The organism is Enterococcus sp. DIV0802b (assembly GCF_050543535.1).
GTDB lineage: Bacteria > Bacillota > Bacilli > Lactobacillales > Enterococcaceae > Enterococcus_D > Enterococcus_D entomosocium.
On the sequence record NZ_CP172941.1, the window covers coordinates 2,244,840 to 2,266,530 of the forward strand.

18 protein-coding genes are annotated in these 21,691 nt (G+C 45.7%); all 18 read right to left on the reverse strand.

Annotated features, from left to right (window positions below; all coding sequences use genetic code 11):
* Nucleotides 1-186: 186 nt before the first annotated feature.
* Nucleotides 187-4,230 carry a pectate lyase-like adhesive domain-containing protein gene (locus tag IGJ12_RS10655; RefSeq protein ID WP_430618993.1) on the reverse strand — a complete coding sequence of 1,348 codons (4,044 nt, stop codon included), beginning with the start codon at nt 4,228-4,230 and terminating at the stop codon, nt 187-189.
* A gap of 21 nt (nt 4,231-4,251) precedes the next feature.
* Nucleotides 4,252-4,878: a hypothetical protein gene (locus IGJ12_RS10660; RefSeq protein WP_016613452.1), complete on the reverse strand. Its 627-nt coding sequence runs from the start codon at nt 4,876-4,878 to the stop codon at nt 4,252-4,254.
* Nucleotides 4,871-5,494, reverse strand: coding sequence for a hypothetical protein (locus IGJ12_RS10665; RefSeq protein WP_430618994.1), 624 nt, complete (start codon nt 5,492-5,494; stop codon nt 4,871-4,873). Before IGJ12_RS10665 ends, IGJ12_RS10660 begins: the two co-directional genes overlap by 8 nt.
* Before the next feature lie 2 nt (nt 5,495-5,496).
* The gene (pilM, locus tag IGJ12_RS10670; protein ID WP_430618995.1) at nt 5,497-6,543 is read right to left on the reverse strand and encodes a type IV pilus biogenesis protein PilM; all 1,047 of its coding nucleotides are present in this window, start codon (nt 6,541-6,543) and stop codon (nt 5,497-5,499) included.
* Between the two features lie 108 nt (nt 6,544-6,651).
* Nucleotides 6,652-7,404 carry a prepilin peptidase gene (locus IGJ12_RS10675; protein ID WP_008378680.1) on the reverse strand — a complete coding sequence of 251 codons (753 nt, stop codon included), beginning with the start codon at nt 7,402-7,404 and terminating at the stop codon, nt 6,652-6,654.
* 96 nt (nt 7,405-7,500) lie between these two features.
* Complete coding sequence (locus IGJ12_RS10680; RefSeq protein WP_008378681.1) at nt 7,501-8,025, reverse strand: type II secretion system protein; 525 nt, start codon at nt 8,023-8,025, stop codon at nt 7,501-7,503.
* Nucleotides 8,026-8,100: 75 nt separating this feature from the next.
* Nucleotides 8,101-9,312 carry a type II secretion system F family protein gene (locus IGJ12_RS10685; RefSeq protein ID WP_430618996.1) on the reverse strand — a complete coding sequence of 404 codons (1,212 nt, stop codon included), beginning with the start codon at nt 9,310-9,312 and terminating at the stop codon, nt 8,101-8,103.
* Between the two features lie 3 nt (nt 9,313-9,315).
* Nucleotides 9,316-10,626, reverse strand: a complete 1,311-nt coding sequence (locus IGJ12_RS10690) for a type IV pilus twitching motility protein PilT (protein ID WP_008378685.1) — start codon at nt 10,624-10,626, stop codon at nt 9,316-9,318.
* A 91-nt stretch (nt 10,627-10,717) separates the two neighbouring features.
* Complete coding sequence (locus IGJ12_RS10695; protein WP_430618997.1) at nt 10,718-12,292, reverse strand: GspE/PulE family protein; 1,575 nt, start codon at nt 12,290-12,292, stop codon at nt 10,718-10,720.
* Nucleotides 12,293-12,306: 14 nt separating this feature from the next.
* Nucleotides 12,307-14,355, reverse strand: a complete 2,049-nt coding sequence (locus IGJ12_RS10700; protein WP_008378689.1) for a hypothetical protein — start codon at nt 14,353-14,355, stop codon at nt 12,307-12,309.
* Entirely contained in the window at nt 14,342-15,028 is a 687-nt protein-coding gene (locus IGJ12_RS10705) for a PulJ/GspJ family protein (RefSeq protein WP_430618998.1), read from the reverse strand. Before IGJ12_RS10705 ends, IGJ12_RS10700 begins: the two co-directional genes overlap by 14 nt.
* Nucleotides 15,029-15,071: 43 nt before the next feature.
* Complete coding sequence (locus tag IGJ12_RS10710) at nt 15,072-15,767, reverse strand: type IV pilus modification PilV family protein (RefSeq protein ID WP_005235106.1); 696 nt, start codon at nt 15,765-15,767, stop codon at nt 15,072-15,074.
* A 25-nt stretch (nt 15,768-15,792) separates the two neighbouring features.
* On the reverse strand, nt 15,793-16,116 hold the full coding sequence (locus IGJ12_RS10715; protein WP_005235105.1) for a hypothetical protein: 324 nt from the start codon (nt 16,114-16,116) through the stop codon (nt 15,793-15,795).
* A 38-nt stretch (nt 16,117-16,154) separates the two neighbouring features.
* Nucleotides 16,155-17,609: a hypothetical protein gene (locus IGJ12_RS10720; RefSeq protein WP_194188344.1), complete on the reverse strand. Its 1,455-nt coding sequence runs from the start codon at nt 17,607-17,609 to the stop codon at nt 16,155-16,157.
* A gap of 13 nt (nt 17,610-17,622) precedes the next feature.
* Nucleotides 17,623-18,666 (reverse strand): hypothetical protein, encoded by a 1,044-nt coding sequence (locus IGJ12_RS10725; RefSeq protein ID WP_194188345.1) that lies wholly within the window; start codon nt 18,664-18,666, stop codon nt 17,623-17,625.
* Nucleotides 18,659-20,038, reverse strand: coding sequence for a glucosaminidase domain-containing protein (locus IGJ12_RS10730; protein ID WP_430618999.1), 1,380 nt, complete (start codon nt 20,036-20,038; stop codon nt 18,659-18,661). Before IGJ12_RS10730 ends, IGJ12_RS10725 begins: the two co-directional genes overlap by 8 nt.
* Entirely contained in the window at nt 19,971-20,345 is a 375-nt protein-coding gene (locus IGJ12_RS10735) for a hypothetical protein (RefSeq protein ID WP_005235091.1), read from the reverse strand. Before IGJ12_RS10735 ends, IGJ12_RS10730 begins: the two co-directional genes overlap by 68 nt.
* Entirely contained in the window at nt 20,342-21,649 is a 1,308-nt protein-coding gene (locus IGJ12_RS10740) for a hypothetical protein (RefSeq protein ID WP_008378705.1), read from the reverse strand. Before IGJ12_RS10740 ends, IGJ12_RS10735 begins: the two co-directional genes overlap by 4 nt.
* Nucleotides 21,650-21,691 lie beyond the last annotated feature (42 nt).

The following is a 21,691-nucleotide window of genomic DNA, read 5'->3' on the forward strand; positions in this document are numbered from 1 at the left end:
GCACGAAAAAACCTGCGGAACAAAAACCCTGCTTTCTCCTTTTCCTCCAGTCATTTTCCCACCAAAAAACAGCCTTTCCTACATAGATCCCCACGTTGTTGACCAAGGCAATTCGGTCAGCAACAAGCGGATCCAGCAGTGAAAGACTGTTCTTCTTCTGTTTGTTTTAAAACAGGTTGTTCACGTTTAATCGATGAAGTCCCAGATATTGTTCCAATAAGAAACACGGTCTGCGCCATTTTCATCTTTGTAGCGCACAGAAATCAAATTACGGATGTCATGAACAGGAATGTCAAGGGTGACAGAATCCGTTACGGGTCTTTGCTGCACGTTGTATGTTCGATAAAAGGTGCCATCCATATAGACGTCAAAGGTACTAAGATTGGAGTAAAAAATCTGCAGCTGATTGTTATGAACAGCAAGGTTGATCAACTCACCAGTGACAGCGCGTGTACCGGTCTGAAGCGTGAGACTGTCTTCCCCTATCAAAATGTTTTCCGTCTCTGGTTGATTCCCCGAAACTCTACCGTTGATCGTTACCGGGGTCAGAACATTACCAGCAGCTGCCTGTTCATCCACTCGAGCAGTCAAGTTCCATTCCATGCGATCCCCCGGTGCGATTGGTCGTTCTAAGTGGATCGTGATACGATCGCCAGAAAGACTAGCCGAGGCTATATTGTCTTGGTACACGAGCGCATCGACATTTAAGAACGTCAATAAATTCGGCGAGATATCTAGCGTCACGACAGCATTTTCAATATCGTCTTTCCCAGAATTTCGCGCATCGTTGCTTTCTACGATCGTCCGCAAGATCAATTGATTGCCGACGGTGATAATCGGATTGCCTTCTTCATCACGATCAAAGCTTTGCGGTACTCGCAACGTAATCGATGGGTCAGAAGGTCGAATACTGGTGACTTCAAAGGAGAGCGCTGGTGGGAAACGTTCATCGCCAATGGCATCACGATACCCTAAATAGTCCTCATAATCGCTGGCGGACGGATTCGTGCTCCCCAACTGACCATTGGGTTCCGTCGTGGTCGTATCTGGTAACGTTCCTACGAAATCGTCGTAACGATCATTTGCAAAATCTTTCGCGTAAAATTCGATATACACATCCTCTTCAGGATCAAGGCGACGTGGTAATTGATACTGCCATGGCACGGAGTTGCCTTGTTCGGCATCAAGCGTAATGACATATGGGTCACCTGAAGCATCACGGATCAATCCTTGCGCGGTACTCGCATAAATGGCGACGCGCTCTTTTGGCTGGTCGTCTTGCGGAGAATGAAAATCCATGATCCCCGAAACTGTTGTCGTCCGTTCATTAAAGACCTGATCCTCTGCCACTTGCAGACCAGTCGGTGGTCGTACATCCACGACGACCGCATCAGGCAAAGCGGCAATACTCTCTTCTGTTGCATGAATGAAAATCGAATCGTCAACACCCTCCATCGTGGGGTCTAATCCTCGGTGGGCACGCAGCACTTCAAAACGTTGACCTGTCTTGAAAAAGTCGTCCCGCGTCCATGCGATCACACCATTATGCACCTCACCAAAAACATCGACAGTTGATTTGGAGGAAAGCCATTGCGTTTCAAGCTGGTTGCCTGCTTCGTCCTTCAAAGCAACTTCCACCCAGACCTCATCATCCCAGGCATCGCGAATCGCCCCCGTGTATTCATACGGAACGACCGCTTTGGCATAAAAGGTTTTGTCGGCATTGGTCGGGGTCACTAAGTGCTGGATCATTGGCGGATAATTATTGGCAGAAAATCGCGTATAGGCATTCCCGCCCCTAAAAGTCGTACTGTTGAATTCATTTGAAAAAGGCTCTCCCGGCTGCGGACTAACGATTTGTGCAAAATTGACATTGCCTAGTTGATAGCTCAGTGGATTCCAGAAATTGTCCGGATCACCATCTAGATTCACGTCGTTGCGCTTTTCCCAAACCGCTAGTCCAACACGATTAGACATAAAGGTACTGTTACGGTTCGAATTAGAAAAAGCTTGTCCGCCATTCGGACGATTATTTCGGAAGTCATAAAACAGTGGTTCATCAATCACAAAATTGCTTCTGGCAACCGAACTGATTATTCCATTATTTGCACCTAGGGTCCGACCTTCCATTCGAAAGGTCGCGTCTTTTCCAGCTAAGAACTCGGCTTCTCCGCCTTGCATCCAAACAGCAGGTCCACGATGTGCATAGATATGGATTCGACTGTTTTCACCTTGTGCATGAAAAACCGAAGTTCCACTGCCATCAAGAGGAAATTGAATGCCTTGTCGACCAGCCGTATCTGAGCCATTACTGGCAGTAATGGTGGAATCAGCAGATGGGTCAAATTCTCGTTCTTCATCATTGTATTGATCGAATACGGCAAAGCCTGCTTCATCAATATAGATGCCATCATCTGCCGCAGTCCTGGTGCCGGCATGGTTAAAGATATTCAACTGACCGGCTGACTCCACATAGAACTCGTTGTTCCGCCCGTACATCCGCACTGCAGCCGCATTGCCATGGTATTTGACGATATTCATTTTCCCTTGGTCGGCAAGCAGAAAAGTCTGTTCCCCTACTAAGCGAAACCGCATAACTGAACCATACTCATGATGTTGACCTTCGCCAAACAAATTAAATTGCGACCCTTCCCCAGTTACCGTCACATTGCCGCCGAGTTTGGTGGTCGATCCCGCTTTAGAGATTTGATTGACAAAAGCAGTGGTTCCTTTCGGTACACCATTCGTGGGACTGGGGGCTCTAGAATACGAGTTTACGACCGCCCCACCAGAAATAATGGTACGAGAAAACTTATTTTGCGTCTCATCCCGACGTCCAATCAAGGAAATGATTGCACCGTTTGCTCCCGCTAAGTCCATTTGTGAGGAGGCATTTAAGACGGTACCTTCTCCATCCACTTCAAAAATCACCTCGTTAGTACGTCCTTCGAGATTTGCCCAAATTGCTTGCCACTGGACACTATAGAGATCTACTTTAGAACCCTTATTGACTCGAAACGAGGTTGAAATGTTGTTGTTATTTGGATGAAGTCGAAAAATTGGCCGAGTATTTGAGATCTTGACATCCGCCTCATCCGTAATCAAGACACTTTTGACATTAAAGCTGCCATTATCATTATTAGTACCTGCGGTTGGATTCTTGTGAGCCACCCAATGGAACGTTCCGCGAATCTCGAGATTTCCTTGCTGCAAATAAAGGAAATCATTGCCCGTACTTCCCTCTAGCACACCACTTTTTGCCTCGATATTTTCTATTTTGACCGTCCAAAAAGCCGAAGCTGCCAGCGATTGTTGATAGATCAACGCGTTTAATCCTAGATTGTTCCCCTGAAAATCGATCGTCATATTTTTTAACTCAAAGACCGCTGGTTGACGATCATGGGTAGTCGTCAGTTCAAAGAAACGTCCAGTAGGATTCGTGCTATAGTTTGGTGTCCCGTTCGTGTTGAAACGCTTCGGTGTGGTTAAGGTAAAGCCATTCCCATCGATGGACACCGAACGATTCAACGCAGTTAAGCGATTGTTGGCCTCATTCGTATAATCAGCGGTAATGTCAGCGAGAAACACGATTTCAGAGATCGAGGAATCACTAAAAGCAGCCCGCAGCTCTTGATAGTCCGAAACTTCGGCACGCTCTCCTTGCATCGCCCGTTCTGAAAGTAGTTCGACTGCCGCTGACTCATTGGTTTCCTGCTGCTGAATGTCAAGCAAGGCTGCTTCTTCTACAGCCTTGTCGGCTTCCAATCGCAAGGCATGTCGTTCCTCGAGTGAAGGCGGAGCGATTTTTTGCAGCGTTCGGTTTCCCCGTTTAAGAACAAATTCGATGGCGTCTTCTTCTCCTAAAGAGACCGGTAATGCCAAGGACAACGTTTCTTCCGTAGGCGCCACTTCGATTGCCACACCATAAACACCCTCTTGTTCAGCTGGATGCAAGGTCGCTTCCTCAAGCTCAAGCATTTCAAACATTTCTAATGACACCAGCGCTTCATGATTCGCCATCAAGAAAAGCGTCTCGCCTGCGGCTTGTTCCGATTCGATCGTCACTACATATTGTCCTGTTTCTGGGTCAAAGTGACCGGACACTTCATAGGAATTGCCACCATGGATAGCAAAGACCGCATACAAGACAGAAATTACGATAAAGCCCCCTAATGCAGCGGTAGCCAATTTGATTTTCGAGACAGTCGCCAGAACAGTAAATGATTTCATCTAGGCACCCCTTTCCTTTGATTACTCCAACAGTTCTTGTCCCGTTTCAAAGCTCGATAGATAATACAGCTTGATAACGACACTTGCCGAAAATGCATCTGCTCCTGACGTATTACTTCCTTGCCGATATTCGACTGATTCCACTTTTAAAAAGCGATTCAGGTTTTCCATCCGATCAATAAAACGCACGATTCCTTCATTCGTCTCACTCAGGAGGTCAAAGCCGATCCTTGTGACCCGAAATTGCGTAGCCAAAGGATTGTCACCGGTCTGATCCGCCAGTTGTTCTGGTGTAGGGTAAAGCATCTCTTCATTAAAGGTCGATTGCAAAATCGTGATCGGCAATTCCGTTTCAAGGGCAGCGAGATCGGTAAAATAAGACTCGATCGCCATACCATTGGGAATGATTGGCACCTCATTGACCGTCTCTGAGGAAAGAAGGTCTGGTTCCCCTTGCAGGTAGACTAGCTGTTCCTGAATGTCGCGGATCTCAGCTTCGATCCCAGCTAATTCCTGAGCCAATTCGATCCCTTCAGCACGTTTGGGGTTCAGTAAAAATAGCCAGAAAATGAGTACGGAAGTAGCGAGAACTAGCGCAATTACCGCGGAGATGATGATGTGTTTTTTAGAGAAAAAAACTCTAGTCATCCGCTTCCACCTCGCTTTCTTCTTCGGTCTCTTCACTGATCACTTGTGGTGCATCGATTCGTGAGAGGTAGACAGTGATGCGCCCATCCTGCGGCGTTGAACTATGAGAGAAGGATTGATAGGTCACATGGTGCACCCAATCGATTGCTTCAAAAGCCGATTTAAGGCGAATCAGACTTTCATAAACATCCCCTTGGACTGCCATGCTCACCAAAGGAAACAATGGTGTGCCGTCTTGGGCTGTTTCGGACATTGTCCCCTCGCCATTTAGCAGCAAATTATACGAATTGATGGTCACATCGATTCCTGATGCCACCTCCTCAAAGGTTTCCATAATAGGCGCTGTGAAATATTTCTCTTGCTTTTGCAAGGCAATGAATTCTTGCAGGTCTTGAGATTTTGACGCTAGCATCTCTTCTAACTGGCGCTGGAAAACGATGCGCTCTGCTTGACTAGACATTATATTGCTTTGATTATTGGTCACCAGCCTTTGATAATACCAAAAGCCTAACCCACAAACCCCAACGACTACTAACGAAAGGAGAAGCGAAACCGAAAGAATGACTTCAAACGCCCGATTACGGATAAATTTATTAGGCAATAGATTGATGTTCATGGTTACACCTCTTTCGTCGCTAATCCAGCAGCCAAGATATAGCGGTCGGGAATTTTTTTCTTGCTGGTTTCACTTACTTTTGCGGAAATCGTTTTGACCGGCAAAGAAGACACCTCATGAAATATTTCTTGGACTTCTTTCCGCAGCATTGGATGACCGCCGACTAAGTAGATTTTTTTCAATTCACAATCAGGCGAGATTTCCTGATAATAGTAAGCAATCACCGAATTCAAGGTTTCTGCTAACCCTTCCAGTGCTTGGATCTCCGCACTTTCCCTAAAGTTCACTTGCACAGATTGGGCTTTTTCAATATATTTCCAGTTGGCTTGATTATAATCTTCATACTGCAGGTAAGTCGGCACCAATTCTTCAAAAAAGGTGATATTGGCGATGCCAGCATCTAACTCAACCAGCACGAAATTTTCACTCCAGTTGATCTGTCGCTGAAACATGCGACTATACGCCAGAAAACTGCAATCGACGCCCATCAACTGATGGCCGCCTTTTTTCAATGTGTCGCCGAGTTGAATCAAAATCGGCTCTGATGTGACCACGACTGGCACATTGCCATTGATGGTAAACCGATTCCGCTGGATGACCACAGCTTGCGGCTCTGCTTTTTCTTCCTTCTTGTTGGCTTTTTTCTTTTGTGCTTTTGGTGCTTTTTCCTTGTTGCCTTTACCAAGGATCAGTAGATCAAAAATCGGGTTTTCAAAAGGCAAAGAGATGGACTCCCCCAATTCAAAATACAAGTACTCGCGAATCTCTTTTTCCGAGTTCATCTTACCGATTGGGATCTGTTTGATCAGCAGACGAGAATTTAGTGCCGTGATCACCACACTCATCGTGCGTAATCCCAAGCGTTTGGCAATCTCATTGAAGGCGGCTTCAAGACTATCAGGATTGCGCAGCTTATCATCTTTAAAAATCGTACCATTCACAACCAGCTCGCCGTATTTGAGACGGTCACCTTTTTTGGTACAGTAACGGATGCAGTTTTTTTGGATGTCGATCCCTACTAAGCGGGGAATTGTTTTTTTGCCAAACATACGAGGACCTGCTTTCTTCTTGTTGGTTTTATATGAAGGAACCAACGTTATTTCTATGTACAACGCTTGCTTAGCTAATCAAGCAAACGTCAAGGTCAGCAACCCAATTCAAAGGAACCAGCCGCTGCCAAGATAAACCATGCCGGTAGCAATGGCGATAAAGGGACCAAAAGCAATGTAGCGGCTTTTGACTTTGCCCCGTAGCATTTGGATCACGTAAAAGATCACTGCCAAGCAAGAAGCGACAAATAAAACCGTCAAGACTTGCACTGGGCCGATATACACACCTAAGACGGCAAATAATTTGATATCGCCGCCACCCATGCCTTTTTTACTGAGCTCCGCTAAGAGATACAATGGCAAGAAGCCAGCAAAGAAGCCGACGAGCCAATACCACCAAAATTCATTTTGCGGTTGGATCAACCGTAAACCGATCCCTCCGGCGAAAAAAGGGGCTAACACTTTATTGGGGATCAGCTGATAGAAGATGTCGCTGGCAGAAATAATGGCTAATAAGGCTAATAAACACCAAGCGGCAATCACTTCAGCAGTGCCCCAAAACAGCAAGGTCGTACCCGTAAATAGCATGCCGATCAACACTTCATAAAGAAAAGCAATCAGCGGGATCTTTTTTTGACACTTACGGCACTTGCCTTTTAAAATAAGGTATGATAAAACTGGAATGAGATCCCTTGCACCTAATGTCTGTTGGCAGTCATCACAGTGCGAGCGAGTCAGCAGGGATTCCTTTTTGGGAACCCGCCAACCAACCACTAGGAAAAAAGAACCTAGACACATTCCTATGATGAAAAGATAACCAATGATTAGGCCCATTGGGATCTGTTGCAAAATTTCGTTCATAAAAAACTCCTTTTTTCCTGGGGGGTTGAGTTGCCGTACACCTTAGGTCAGGTTAGTGACTTGAGGTGTTTTTAGTTTCCTAAAAAAATTAATATCTTATAACGGTGGAGGAGCTGGTTGAGGATCTCCAAATACATACTCTCGAGTTAAACCATTGATTTGATTTTGTGTTAACCCAGTACCGAGAACACCTATCTCGTTGCTATTTTCTTGTCCAGCCTTTAAAACGCCAGCTGGAGCATACATTGTTAAAGCACCTGTTGATCCGATATAAAACATAACATTATCAGTATCTTCCCATGATGTACTGTTTAGTAATCCATCATCCATTACATCTTCTAAGGTAAAATCTAAAACCGCGTTAGCTGTCCCGTCATTCAAGTTGCTATTAGTTGATTGATAGAGCACTGCTGCTGAGAAAGCTTGTTGAATATCAGAAACAACTGCATCTTCTCGAGCATTTTGAATCACGTTCCCAATCGCAATAACCCCGATCCCAGCGATGATCGCTAAGATAACGACTACTGCCAGCAACTCGACCAAGGAGAGGCCGCGCTCGTCTTTCAATAATTTATTCAATCGATTGTCCGTTGTTTCTTCTGCTAAAATTGCATCAATCATAGTGTGTTTACTCCTCCTGTTTCTTCCATATATATTAAACAAGCCGTCTAGGTGGCTTGATAATACCAAAATTCATTACCCTTGGATCGCACCGAATAAATCGAACATCGGGATCATGATCGCCGCAACGATCAAGCCAACGATCACACAGATTATCAAGATGACAATCGGTTCCATGATCGTTTTCAGTCGCTTACTGGTTTCATCAACTTCTTTTTGATAGATGATACTCAATCGTTTCAGCATGTCCTCTAGGGAACCAGTACTTTCGCCAATCTCGACCATCTGGGTCACTAACATCGGGACCATCATGTTGCCACGAAAGATATCACTCATCTTGCCACCTTCTTCAATTTGAAAGGCACAATTATCGATGATTCGCTTGATGTATTTATTGGAAACGACATCCCGACTCATATTCAAGGCGGTCACCATACCGACAGAGCTGCTAAGCAGTGTCGACATGGTTGTCATAAATAATGAAAAACTATTTTTGGTGATCATATCGCCCACCAAAGGAATACGTAATAGAAAACTATGAAAAGCGAAATCGAAGGTTGGATTGCGTCGCGCGATCCACAGTCCGACGAAAAATCCGGCGATCAAGACGGCTAAAACCCACCCTCTGGTCTGAAGGAACTCGCTGATCGCCATCGTTACGACGGTGATCGTCGGCAGATCCGCATCAAATCCTTCAAATACTTCCACGAACATCGGTACGATCATCACCAATAAAATGATCCCCACGATAAAGGTTAAAATCACTAAAATAATCGGATAGACCATCGCTGTGACGATCCCGCTGCGGTTTTCGGCGCTTTTTTCATAGTAATCCGCCATATCCTTCAAATTTCCTTCCAGTGATCCAGACATCTCCGAAACAGCGATGACACTGGTCAGAAGTGTCGGAAAGGCATTGGGATGATCTTTGTAGGCTTCTGAGAGCGGGCGTCCGCTATCAATCTCATCCCGAACTTCGCCAAGAATTTTCTTGAAATTCGGGTTTTTTTGTTGCTCTTCCAGCATTCGTGAGGCATCAACAATCGTGATCCCCGAAGCGATCAATGTCGAAAACTGGCGCAAATACCCTACCAGCAGTTTTAACGAAACTTTTGTAAAGAGTTGAATCTCTTTATTCGCCAAGGTTTCTGGCTGTTCGATCAAACTGTTGACTTTGATATGCTTTTGGCGCAGCTTTTGGCGGGCTTCAACGGAGGAATTGGCACGTAAGCTGCCAGAAAACGTTTCGCCTCGGACATTGGTGCCTTGATAGGCAAAGAGTGCCATCGGCTATTCGCCCCCTTCCTCCATCAAGTTATCTGCCACATCGGCATCGACCCGTTCCGCAGCAACGAGTTCTTCTAAAGAAGCGCTCATGGTATGCATGCCTTCGTTTTTTCCCATCTGCAGCATATTATGGATCTGGTGGGTTTTCCCTTGACGGATCAAGCTGGCGATCCCTCGGGTATTGAGCATCATTTCGGTTGCTGCTACCCGTCCGTTGCCATCGATCGTTGGCAGCAAGCGCTGGGACAAGATCCCTAGTAATGCGCCAGCAAGCTGTGTACGAATCTGAGTCTGCTGATCGGCAGGAAAGACATCGACGATCCGTTCAATAGTCGCTGGGGCACTTGACGTATGCAAGGTTCCTAATACCAAGTGTCCCGTTTCCGCTGCCGTCAAAGCAATCGAGATTGTTTCAAAATCTCGTAGCTCCCCTACTAAGATGACGTCTGGATCTTGACGCAGGGCAGCTCGTAAGCCATTGCCAAAGGACATGGTGTCGCTGCCGACTTCGCGCTGGGCAACGATGCTTTTTTTGTGGTTATGGATGTACTCAATCGGGTCTTCCAACGTCAAAATATGCGTCTTTTTGGTATCATTCAAATAGTCCAGCATCGCAGCCAGTGTCGTTGATTTCCCTGAACCGGTCGGCCCTGTAACTAAGAACAAGCCTTGGCTTTTATGGATCAGAGTCCGCAAGACGGTCGGCATACCGAGTTTGCTTAGCTTCGGGATCTCGATGGGGATCTGCCGCAAGGCGATCGAAACGGTATCTTTTTGGCGGAAAATATTGACCCGAAAGCGACAGATGTCGCCTAGTTCGTAGGCCAAGTCGGTCTCGCCTTTTCCCTTGAATTCCTCCCATTGCCGTTGGTTGCAAAGGATTTCGGCAATGGCTTCGATGTCCTTGGTGTCGATGGTCGGAACCCCTTCGATCGGTAGCAAGTCGCCGTGGCGACGAAAAATCGGCGGTACGCCTTCGACTAAATGGATATCCGATGCTTTTTGTTCGACGGCGATCATCAACCAATGATCGATCCGCTCTTTAGGTGACATGGCAGCAAATTGCGCCGCTTCGTTGCGATTGACGCCCTGTGTACTGCTGGCAGTCGTCGTTTTTGTCACTGCTTGCCGTTCTGCTTTTTGAATGATCTCCCGCGTCGAGACAGATCGGTCTTGATCGCTCTGGCGACTGTGGGCACGTTTTTTTTCTCTCAGTTCACGATTTTCCCGAATGCGGGTACGGGTCGGAGCTGTTTTTTCTCTCGTCGCCCTTTTGGTTGCTCGCTCTTGTGTTGCCACTCTCGTTTGATCCATTAAACCAGCCCCTTTCTATGTGCATTTCCTTTTAAAACAATGTATGTAGTTCTTCGGTGATCCCTAGATCACCGATAAATCAATCCGTGCCTCACTCTTCTGCGGCGACCACCTTCAAGACTTCTTCGATGGTGGAAAAGCCTTGTTGCACTTTGTCTAACCCATCATCCAACAAAAAGCGCATCTTTCGTTCCTGAACATAATCCATCAGCTGGTCGTTGGTCGCTTTGTTCGTGATCATACGACGCAGCTTGGCATCGATCGTCAACAGCTCTTGGACGGCCATTCGCCCTTTGAATCCCGTATTGCCACACTTTGGACAGCCCACAGGCTGTGCCAGTTCCGTAACCGTGATGCCATAGGATTCAAATAACTGCTTGTCCTTGTCGCTGGCTGGTCCTACTGTCTTACAAGAAGAACAAAGGGTTCGGACGAGCCGTTGAGCTAAGATGCCTTCTAACGCATTGGCGACCAGAAACGGTTCTACCCCCATGTCGACTAAGCGATTGATGGTGCTGACGGAATCATTGGTATGCAGGGTGGATAATACCAAGTGCCCGGTCATGGAAGCCCGAATCGCAATCTCCGCCGTTTCGCCATCTCGAATCTCTCCCACCATCACGACATTGGGGTCTTGTCGCAAGATCGACCGTAACCCAGCGGAAAAGGTCAAACCGACGTTGCTGTTGACTGCCACTTGGTTGATGCCTTGCAGCTGAAACTCCACTGGGTCTTCGACGGTGATAATATTGATCTCAGGCGTGTTCAACTCTTGCAGCGCCGCATACAAGGAAGAGGATTTCCCTGATCCTGTCGGTCCAGTGACAAGAATGATCCCGTGGGGTTTATGCAAAATCGCTTTAAAGATTGCCAATACCTTCGGTTCAAAGCGAAACTCATCTAGGCGCCGAATGCCACTGGAGCGATCCAACACCCGAATCACAACTTTCTCCCCATGAATGACAGGCAAAACCGAGACCCGCAAATCAACCACGTTGCCCCCGTTACGAATCATTGCCCGACCATCTTGTGGCACACGTGTTTCGGTGATATCCAAGGAGGAAATGATTTTCAGTCGTGAAGTCACACCAGTCTGAATACTCTTAGGCAAGTTTTCATGGGTACGAAGCTCCCCATCGACCCGTAAGCGGACAACTAATCCTTTTTCTTGGGGATCGAAATGGATATCACTGGCGCCCCGATCCACTGCATCTTGCAGCAGGGTATTGACCAATTTTACGATTGGCGAATCATCTAATTTTGAGTCGCCTTCTGGATCGATGGTTTCAACGAGAGAGTCGCTCAAGCCATCCAAACTGATCTCAGAAGGGTAATCGCGAACGATCAGTTGTTGGATATCGGCATTGTGGGCTTTTTGCGGACGAATCAATAACCCAGTGATCAAACGCATTTCATTGATCGCCGCATAATCCCCAGGGTTTGCCATCGCAACGGTCAAGCGGTTGCCTTTTTTTTCTAATGGAAAGACGCTGTGCTGTTTGGCAAACGAGCGGGGGATCAGTGACAAAACCTCTGAGCTGATCTCTAAGTCAAACAGGTTGCCTGTTTGTGTTTTCTCAGCGGTGGTTGAACTTGGACTACTCTCAGACTTTTTGAGAGGCCTTCTAGGTTTTCTACGTGGCGTTCTTTCACTTGATTGCGGCAACTGGCGCCCTCCTTTCAATAATCGAGTTTGTTGATATAGTCAAACATTCGTGTAACGGTTAAATATGCTTCATCATCAGACCACATGTTTCGATCCAAAAAACTTCTGAGGATCGTTACCTCCCCCGGTTGCGCCTGACTTTCAAAGTCGCGGACGCGATAATTGACGCCTAATTGTTGCAGTTGATTTTCTAGTTCCACCTGGTCATCCATATAGTAAGGTACGAGAACGACCGTTCCTTCAAGACGACGGTTATGAGCCCCTGTTGCTAAAAAAGTCGGGTCAAATAATGCCAAATCTGGCAGTATTTCCATGACAAAGGTCGACTCTCTATCCACAGCTAAATGAAAGGGTTCCACGCCTGTATGACCCAAGATCAGCTGGGCACCATTTTTTAAGGTGATTTGATTCCAATACGCTGGATCTTCATAATAAGAATCAAAAACCGCGGAACTGCCGGCTTCTGCTAATGCCAATCTACGAGCAGTTTTCGGCGCATCGATAAATGAAAGCCCGTGAACCTCCATTATGGTATTGCTGCCATCCAATGTGATTCTTGACGGGTCATGGGGCACTGTGAATTGATTTTGATTCTGAAAATACGAGAAATCATCGATCGTTCCACCACTAGGCATCATCGTATTCGTCAGCATAAAATCACCATAAACAGTAATCCTTCGTTCCGTATCTTCGGTACTATGCACGATCGAGCCTTCCGTGACTGGTCCCGCATAAAAATTGCTGCTCGTCAGAACCATCGACGGCTTCATAAACGTCAAACTACCATCTGCCGCAGGGTTCTGTTTCGTAGCTTCTCGATGATAAAAATTAAAATAATTGGTATTTAATTCGCCTAACCCAGTGCCCGCATCCGGTGAATTTACGGAAACATTCAGATGGCCTTCAGCAAAGAGAACCCCTTCTTGCTCAACTCTCGAAGCCGAACTATTGGTGTTGTTGATCCATACGTTTCCAGCAAGGATATCCGTATATGCTTGTGATAGGACCAAGCGACTGCCAGCTCGACTGCCCAAATCGATATACATTCCTAAACCGGCTTGCAAGAAGATGTCTTTGATCACGTTCAACCCGTTACTAGGCTGTCCGCCATCATTCTGGATCGCAAGCAGACTTTTTGCCGAAAATTGCCCGCTTCCCTGTCCTTCCATCTGGACCCCATGATTAAAGAAAAAGGAACCATCGAAATGCAGCCAATTAAGAATCGGCTTTGTTCGAAAATCTAAAAATCTGCCGTCTTGAAAATCTTGCAGGACATTGTTGGCAAACCCGAATTGCAAGAAGTCATCCGATTCAAAAGCGAGATAATCAAACGATGGACGTACGCGTTGAAAATCGGCGACTTCAAACAATTTTCGAACCCAAGTATCGGCGGATACAGCTTGCCCTGCTGTAGAGGGTAAGTAATAGGGATAAAAAATGTTTCGCCAAATATCCAGCTGTGTTTGTCTTTGTTCGAGGTCTTCTTCTTCAAGCTGCATTTCATAGATATATTCGGCAGAAGCTGTATGTACTCGCGGTTGCCCTTCAGCCAATTGCGTCTGATCCGTGACTTGCGATTGAATTTGAATAATGATTTGAAGATTGGTTTTATCTGGCAGCATCGAGGCGGATTGGATCCATCCTTGCTCCCCACCAGATTTGGTCATTACATAAGGGGCGATCTCATTATATTCATAGTCAACGACAGAGGAGGTAAAAGAAAATTTATCATCGATGTTCTCATTCACATCGACTTCGTCCAGCACAAATCTCAATTCGTTATCTAGATGGTCTTGCCAGTCATTATTATTAGAATAGAAGCCGCCATTCTGCATGGTTCGAGTGATGAAATCATCTATTCTCAGTTTTAGCTCCTGAGAAGCGAGTTGAAAGGAATATTCGTGTACATCTTCCACTCGACGGAAGCTATCTATCGTTCGAATTTGTGAATTGACATTTCGAGCAACAAGGAAGACCAAGCCAATCATCAAAGAGGAAAGAATGATCGCCGCGAGGGCATAAATCAGCGCAAAACCAGCTTCATTTTGTCTACCATCGTCCATTCCCGGGTACCCCCCCTCTTGCTTTCTCATTGTCACGATAATTGATCGTAAATTCTCGTTTATAGATAATCTGCTTGTGGTAATCAGTGACCAGATCCTCCATCTGCCACCAGCCAGTCAAATCATCATAATAATCCGCAAAGTTGATCGTTTCCGTGTAAAATAAAACGAAAAACTTGGTCTGGATACTGAACGTATCGCGATAATTTGGCGTATAGTGATGGGTCAACGTCGCTTCATTCTCATTTTTTTGTTGAATGATCTTTAACTTAATCGTAGGATCTTTCGTATCATAGACTCTGGCACGAATATTGTTGGTATCTGTGATATCAGTCACAACCATTCGCGGACTGCCCTCTTCCGTAATCGTTGCCCCTAAGGTTCCTTCGGGCATTGTTTTGACAATATGTTCCTCGTGGAAAAGAAGACTATCATATTTTCCTAAATACCCCGCATGTTCATAGATACCATCAATTTTGGCGATTCGGTCTGCTTGCGCCAAGATTTCATTCGCTATCCCTTGAAAGGCAGCAATTCGACCTTGACGAACAGAGGCTTGGACGATCAAAAAGAGTGTCCCAGAAAAGAGTGCAATGATGATGCCGAATATGACCATCGCCCCTAACAATTCGACAAGCATGATTCCTTGCTCATCCTGTAATCGATGCTTCATCTGCGCCCCTCCTTTGCAACTTCCGCAAGAACAGCCAGCCCTTTCAATAGTCTACTACCCAATGCAGATACGTTTCTGTCAAAAATGCGCCCGTTTGTTTATCGAAGACCTGAATAATAAGTCCGAGCCCGAGCTGACGACGGTCGTAACTGTCTTCTCGCAGTCCATGTCTGGGGTCTTCGCGAATGGAGACCTTGACCAAATAGTTGGTGGTTTCTTCATTCTCCGACAAGTACGTTCCCATATAGAGGCGATTTTCTTCCGAATTTACCAAGGGCTGCGGCAAATGAGCGCCAGAATGATCGTATACCACCTTGCGAATAAATCGGCCCCGATTGAGATCATCTACAGCAATCGGGATTTCTTCATACATCGGTTGCCCTTGCGCATTGTATTGAATCCCTGAATTATCGAGGACCAAATGGTGTCGGCGAACTTCTGAGGGATCATCTGGATCGACCATCATCCAAGAAGGTCTAGCCGTAAAGATCCCGATATTCAAATCCGCCAAGTCTTGAGTCTGTGCCCGGTAGATTAGCCATTCCTTGACATCATCTCGTGCTGCGATGGCCTCTTCCATTCGGGTATTGTAGCTAAGGATCAGGTTGTTTTGGATGATCAGCATGGCGATCATGACCATTGCGATCCCGAGAATGACGATCGCTCCAAGGATCTCAACCAGGCTGAACCCTGATTCATCAAGTACTTTATGTGCTTGTCTGCCGTTTTTCAGTTTCATCACCTGCTTTTTACCTAGCCCCCGATCAAGGAGAATCCTTTTCTTCTAGCTGGTTGATACTTGTATCTGGGTCAAGAAAAGATAATTTGCTAAGGGCAAACCCCCAGTGAATCAGTTTATTGAAATCAGGGTAGTCAGCTAATGGAATACTTTTTTTGGCTTTGCGTGTGATGCGGATTCGTTCCCTGATATAATGATACCTTTCTTCTTCAACCAGTCGCTGAATCTCGGCGATCCCTTTTTCAACATCAGGATCTTCGACATTCGCTTGCATATATTGTTGGTAGAAATAATCCAAATACTTCCCGTATTGAAGAAAATAACGGTATTCAATTTCTTCAATGACCATTTTCACGTGAATCTCTCCTTGACTTATTTTCTAGCAACTTATTGAAGTGAGTACAAATGCCGATAGATGATCGCAGTAGCACTCTCTGGGCGATCATTGTCTAACTGAAAGACCTCCTTTAATGATTGTCGATCAGAAGCTTGAATGACTTCGACTTTCGGTAAAAGTTCGTAGGCAAGATGGCTATCGTCTGCGACACTTGTATCGATCATCACTTGTTCGATCAGTGAACGGGTGACGCCATAACCGTCTTCACTTTGATAGGATCGGTCCAAAGGGAAACTATAATAAAACCAGCCATCATCGGGATTATAGATCCAAGTGTTGCGATCGATCTGACGGTAATCGCTCAAAGAGCCGAATTCGATCATGATGGCTTCTGAATCGATCTGGGCAGGACTTTCAGAGACAAAGCTGCTTAGCGTTTTCACCGTTTGGGTCGGATACAACCCAGCAGCATCGGGAAACGCACTGATCATCTCTGGCAATTGAAAGGCACTGCCTAACCCAGATTCTGTCGTCGTGTAATCAAATGACGACTGGTCAATCGTTCCCTGTTCTCCGAGATACGTGAATCCCGTAGGTTCTTCATTGGTGGAAAAGGGGCTGGCTAGCTGCGACTCCGCCCAGTTTCGAACAAAATAACGATACCCTTCAAGATAATAACTATAGGTCAAGTTGGCTGCTTCAAAGGTCCACTCAGCAACCGGATCAGCAGGATTGAGCAGCAGCAGTTCCCCACTCATTTTCTGCATGACCGGTTGTTGGTTTCGTCGAAAGGAATAGCTGAAGTGAGCTTCGACAAGGACCGGTTCTTGCCAGAGATCTGGCGGACCATCGATCAAGTCTGATGACGGTTGCTCCTCCATTTCGTCATTGCCCTCGGTGTGATCGTAGAAGTTCTCAGGATTATCCTGTCCTTCAGCGTCTAATTCCCCCAATAACTCCTGCATCTCTTCGCTATCGAAGGCATCCAAGGCTGGCGTGGGTGCCAACTCTTCGATCGTCTCATCGCTGATCCAAACCATCACTTGACCATCAAGAGCATTTCCAATGAGTTCTGGGATCTGCTGGGTCACGTTCTGATACCCTCTTGCTAAAATCTCGTTTTCATCAAAGCGAGACAGTACTGGTAATAAGTCTGGCGCATCACTCGCATCAGCCGCCTGCTCAAAGGCTGCTTCCTCACTGTCTGGCGCGATATAGCGCAGCACTTCTTCAAAGCTTGCTCGGACAAAGACTGGCACTTCACTAGCGTTCATTACCCGAACGGATCGTTGGATCGTCGTCCCTGTAAGGGTCATTCGTTCCTGCCATTCTTCCAAAATCTCGATTTTTTCGAACACTTCATTTTCATCCGCTAATCGACGAATATGAATAGACTGATTATTCTGCCAAATCAAGATGCTAAGCAACAAAAGAAAGAAAAGCAGACCCGCGATACTATTTCTTAACACTATTTTTTTTTGCACCCTTGTTTCCTCTTTTCTCAAGTAATGACGGCTCTCAAGTAAAGAGATAAATGCCTAATAGAATGAATAAGGCGATCAATGATACACAGAAGATGATGGATAATATCAAGTTTTGATCAATAAAACGAAACACATCTGCTACATGGTTGATACTCATTGAGACTTCTCCAACGAAACGGTCTGCTTCGATGGCTTCTTCCCCAAATGCCTGTCCATCACCAATGACGGATAAATGATAGCCCTGCTCTTCGTCAGCCTCGATCGATAGTACTCGGCGAGCAATATAGCCGGTTCCTGAGCCATTTGTAAAGACCGCGAGCCCGTTTGGCTGTACTTGAGTGAAGGCTTGTTCTCTTAAAATGATCAAATCTTGTGTGCGTAATGCGGAGCTGTCAAGATTCGCCATCCCATTATCTGATAAACGCACCACCCGATGATTAAAAACCGTCATTTCGTTTTGATCAGTCACATATAAGCCGATAAACGTAAATAGGACAGTCATGCTACAAACCAAGAAAATCAGATAGATGATTTTCAGTACGAGATTGCCAGATTTCTTTTTGGCTGTTGGTTTCTTCGTCGCGGCTTTGCCTTTTTGCGGGGGTCGTCGTTTCTGGGAAACTTCCGCTGGTTTTTTGCCTTGCTTGTGGGTCCCTTTTGATTTGGCATTAGGATGACTTGATTTTTTGATTTTCCCCTGCTCGTTGTGCTGACTTGGACGTGCTTGCTGCAGTGGACGCTTTTTCTTTTTGCGTGGTGCTTCACTGGTCGTACTGGCAGCTGCTCTTTCTTTTTGCTTGCTAGGATGCTGCTTTTCGGTCGGTAATTTGGGGCGATTCGCTGTACTAGCCGCTTTTTTTCGTTTCTTTTTCACAGGCGCCTGTCCTGTCGGTTCTTTTTGGGTCGGCTTTTTTGGTCGTTTCTTGCCACTAGAAGGGCTGGCTTGCTTGCCTTGCGCCTGAAACTTTTCGATTCGGGGATTTCTCGGTGTATCCTCTGATTGGTCTCGTTTTTTTTCACGTTTGGCAGGCTGTGGCGGACGTTTTTTTCTTCTAGGTGCTTGCGACTGATTACTCATTGGCATCTACCTCGCTGCCCGCTCGTTCCATCCCTCTTAATTGGTTTGCATAAGTATTGGCATTGGCATTTTCCTGCAAGCGATCCTTGACGGTCCGAATGGACGCTGGCAAATTCCCTGAGCCTCGACGATTTGCCGCGCTTCTTTGCAAGTCTTCAAACAACGAACGGGTCGTCTCCGCTTCTTCCTTGCGGGCTGCTTCGATTGCTTGTGCACGTGTGCGTTCAATCTCTTCCAAAATCTCTTCGGTCGGCTCATTATCATAAATGGTTAGATCATAGGCCTCGATCAACGCATTCAGCTTTTGGTCATAATGGATGTCCGTAGCATAGCGCCCGGTCAACCACGCAGTTGCTTCCCGATAAGTTGGGGCATTTTCTTTCCAAACGGGGGCATAAAAGCGCGGGTTGCCTGTGATGCCTCCTCTTAGTAAGCGAGCGTAATCTTCGATGGATTCACGGTAACTTGGGTATTTACGGAAATTGGAAGAGATCGTATACCACGCACCACTTCCATCATCTTCTTGCGTATTGAAGGTCACTTTTTGCCCACGAAAGCTGCCCTTGATGCCAAAGAGATTGTGGTTTGGCGGACTGGATAAGGCACTATTTCCTGAGCCAGTCTCCAAGATGGCTTGTGCAATCATCACTGAAGCATAAAGATCATTGTTATAGGCAACATCCTGCGCGTCAGAACCGATCTCATTGATGAATTGCTGTGTCGTTAGATTACGAGAAACCGAAAATTGAAAATTGCTTTCCCGCTCTTCTTCATCAATCGGCGATTCTGGTTCTTCAGTGATTGGATCGGGCTTTTTTTCTTTGTCCTGATTGGTTTGATTCCCATTTGATTGGTTGTTTCCGCTATTGTTGCTGCTGTTGGTATCGTTGGTTTCTTGCTCATTCGTTTCAGGTCCAGCAGGCTGATTCGGCTGTTGATCGCCTTCTGAAGGATCTGGCGTCGACGGAACGTTTTCGGCCTCTTGGTCTTCTGTTTCATCCGAGCCGCTCTCCATCTCTTCCTCGTCTGTCTGTCCCTCGTCTGCCGGTCGTTCCACATCATTTACGACTTGGACTTCCGTTCCTTTTTCGGCCTGCTCCGCTTCTTCTGGAAGGGTTTCTTTTGTTTGTTCTGGAGGAGTATCAAGTTGCTCCGTTATCCTGTCAGCTCCTTCGTAAGAGACCGGTCGGAGGGCATCCGTTATCGATTGCCCACGACTTTCTCGTTGTGCATCGATGGTTTCCATATAAGTAGATGGTTCTACACCTAAGATCGATCGAACCATGGCTTCAGAAATCGTTTGATTATTGATGATTCCGATAAATGCTCCGATCGCTAACAGACTTTTTACGTTTCTTCTGGGCTTTTTCATCTTCTTGATCCTCCTCCTTGGGGCTGTTCTTGCTGGTGCCTTTTTTTGGTCGTTCATGGTCTTTGCTTTCATTTTTCTCGAGCTGCACAAGCAGCAATTGATAATGAAAGGCATTGTTCCGCAAATACATCGTAAAACCTAGCAAAAGAGCGAGTAAAAACAAGTGACTGATAGTGACATATTCTCGAAAGGCAGAGAGATAAAAATAGGCGGTCAGCTGCAAAAATACCGCTAATGGGATCAAAGAAGCAATAAAGTAGATGCGGTATAAGAATAAGAATCGTTGTTTTTGCTTTTGGGTTCTCATAGACTGCTCCTAACGTCTGTATTGCCTTCGATCAATGCTTTTTTTTCTAATAGATAGCTTTCGCTTTGGAGAAGATCAAAGTAAGCGGCTTTTCGTAAAAGATTGTCATAGTCCATCTTCATAATGCGTGCGTAAGGTTTTCTAAACCATGGTCGCTCATACAATTTGACTCGTGATTCAATCACGCTGCATTCATAAAAAACTAAACTGATATCTTTAGCAGATAGGTTGTTGTCGACCACTTGCTGCACTTGCCCTCTCTCATAGGTCAATTCTTTTTCGTTCAACGTCATTTTTTCGATCTTTTGTACGAGATTGTCATTGATGCGCCAAACCTGTTCGAGGTATTTGGCTTTTTGAAAAAGATAGGTATATTCTCGTAAGCTGATTTTCAATTGCGTATGCCAGTTCTCGTCTTCTTCATCGGTCAAGCTGTTTAAATAGTGGATACTATTTTTGATCAAAGAGGCTTCTAAGTTTTCGATGTAGATCTCAAGCTTTTGATTGGCCAAGCGCAAGCGCTCTTTGCTTGCTCGTTCTCGTTTCGCCTCTTCCTCCAACGCTAATTCATTGGCGTTGACTTTGGACAATTGCTTGGCTTTTTTTGACTGTTTTTTTTTGCTGCTTTTTTTTCGAACTTTCTTTTTGAACTTTGGTGGCTCATCCGCACTGACCTTTTGGAACTCGAGCGTGTCTTCCAGTTCTTTTTTCATTGCATTGGTTTTGCCCTGACGTTTTTCTTCATGGACTTGCGCTTTCGGGCGACTCACAAACGTGACATTTTGTTCGTCGATCACGCTTTGTACGATTTTTACCAGTTGCTCTTTAAAGTCGTTCGCATCACTTACACCAGCGGGGGCTTGCTGCTGCAAGCTAGCATGCAACTGCATCGTAAAGGGAAACTCTTCTTCTGTGTATGCGATTGGTACAAACTCCAAAAACAAATTGCTTTTCTCATCGGACACATGATTGATGCCAATTTGCGTCCACACAAACTGAGGAAATTGCTGTTCCAAGGGAATGCGTAATTTTGAGTAATCGATTTTTTTCCGTAAGATCTCCATCTCGATATGATGGGTGAAGGCTTCGATGGAATAAAATTGCTCAAAGTAATGCGTCACTTGTTTGCGAATCGACGATTTGAGCGGCCACTTTTTTTGATAGAGGTTGTCACAGGCAGTGATTACTGATGGAAGTGCCTCTTGTTTGTAAAATAATTCCTCAAGATTTGGACTCAAGGTTGGATAGATGGCAATTTTTAAAATATCATTCGTCACATTCGTCCCAATGACCAACATGCTCATAAGAAATCAAGTCGTAGTTGTTGCCTGTGATTTCTTATACAG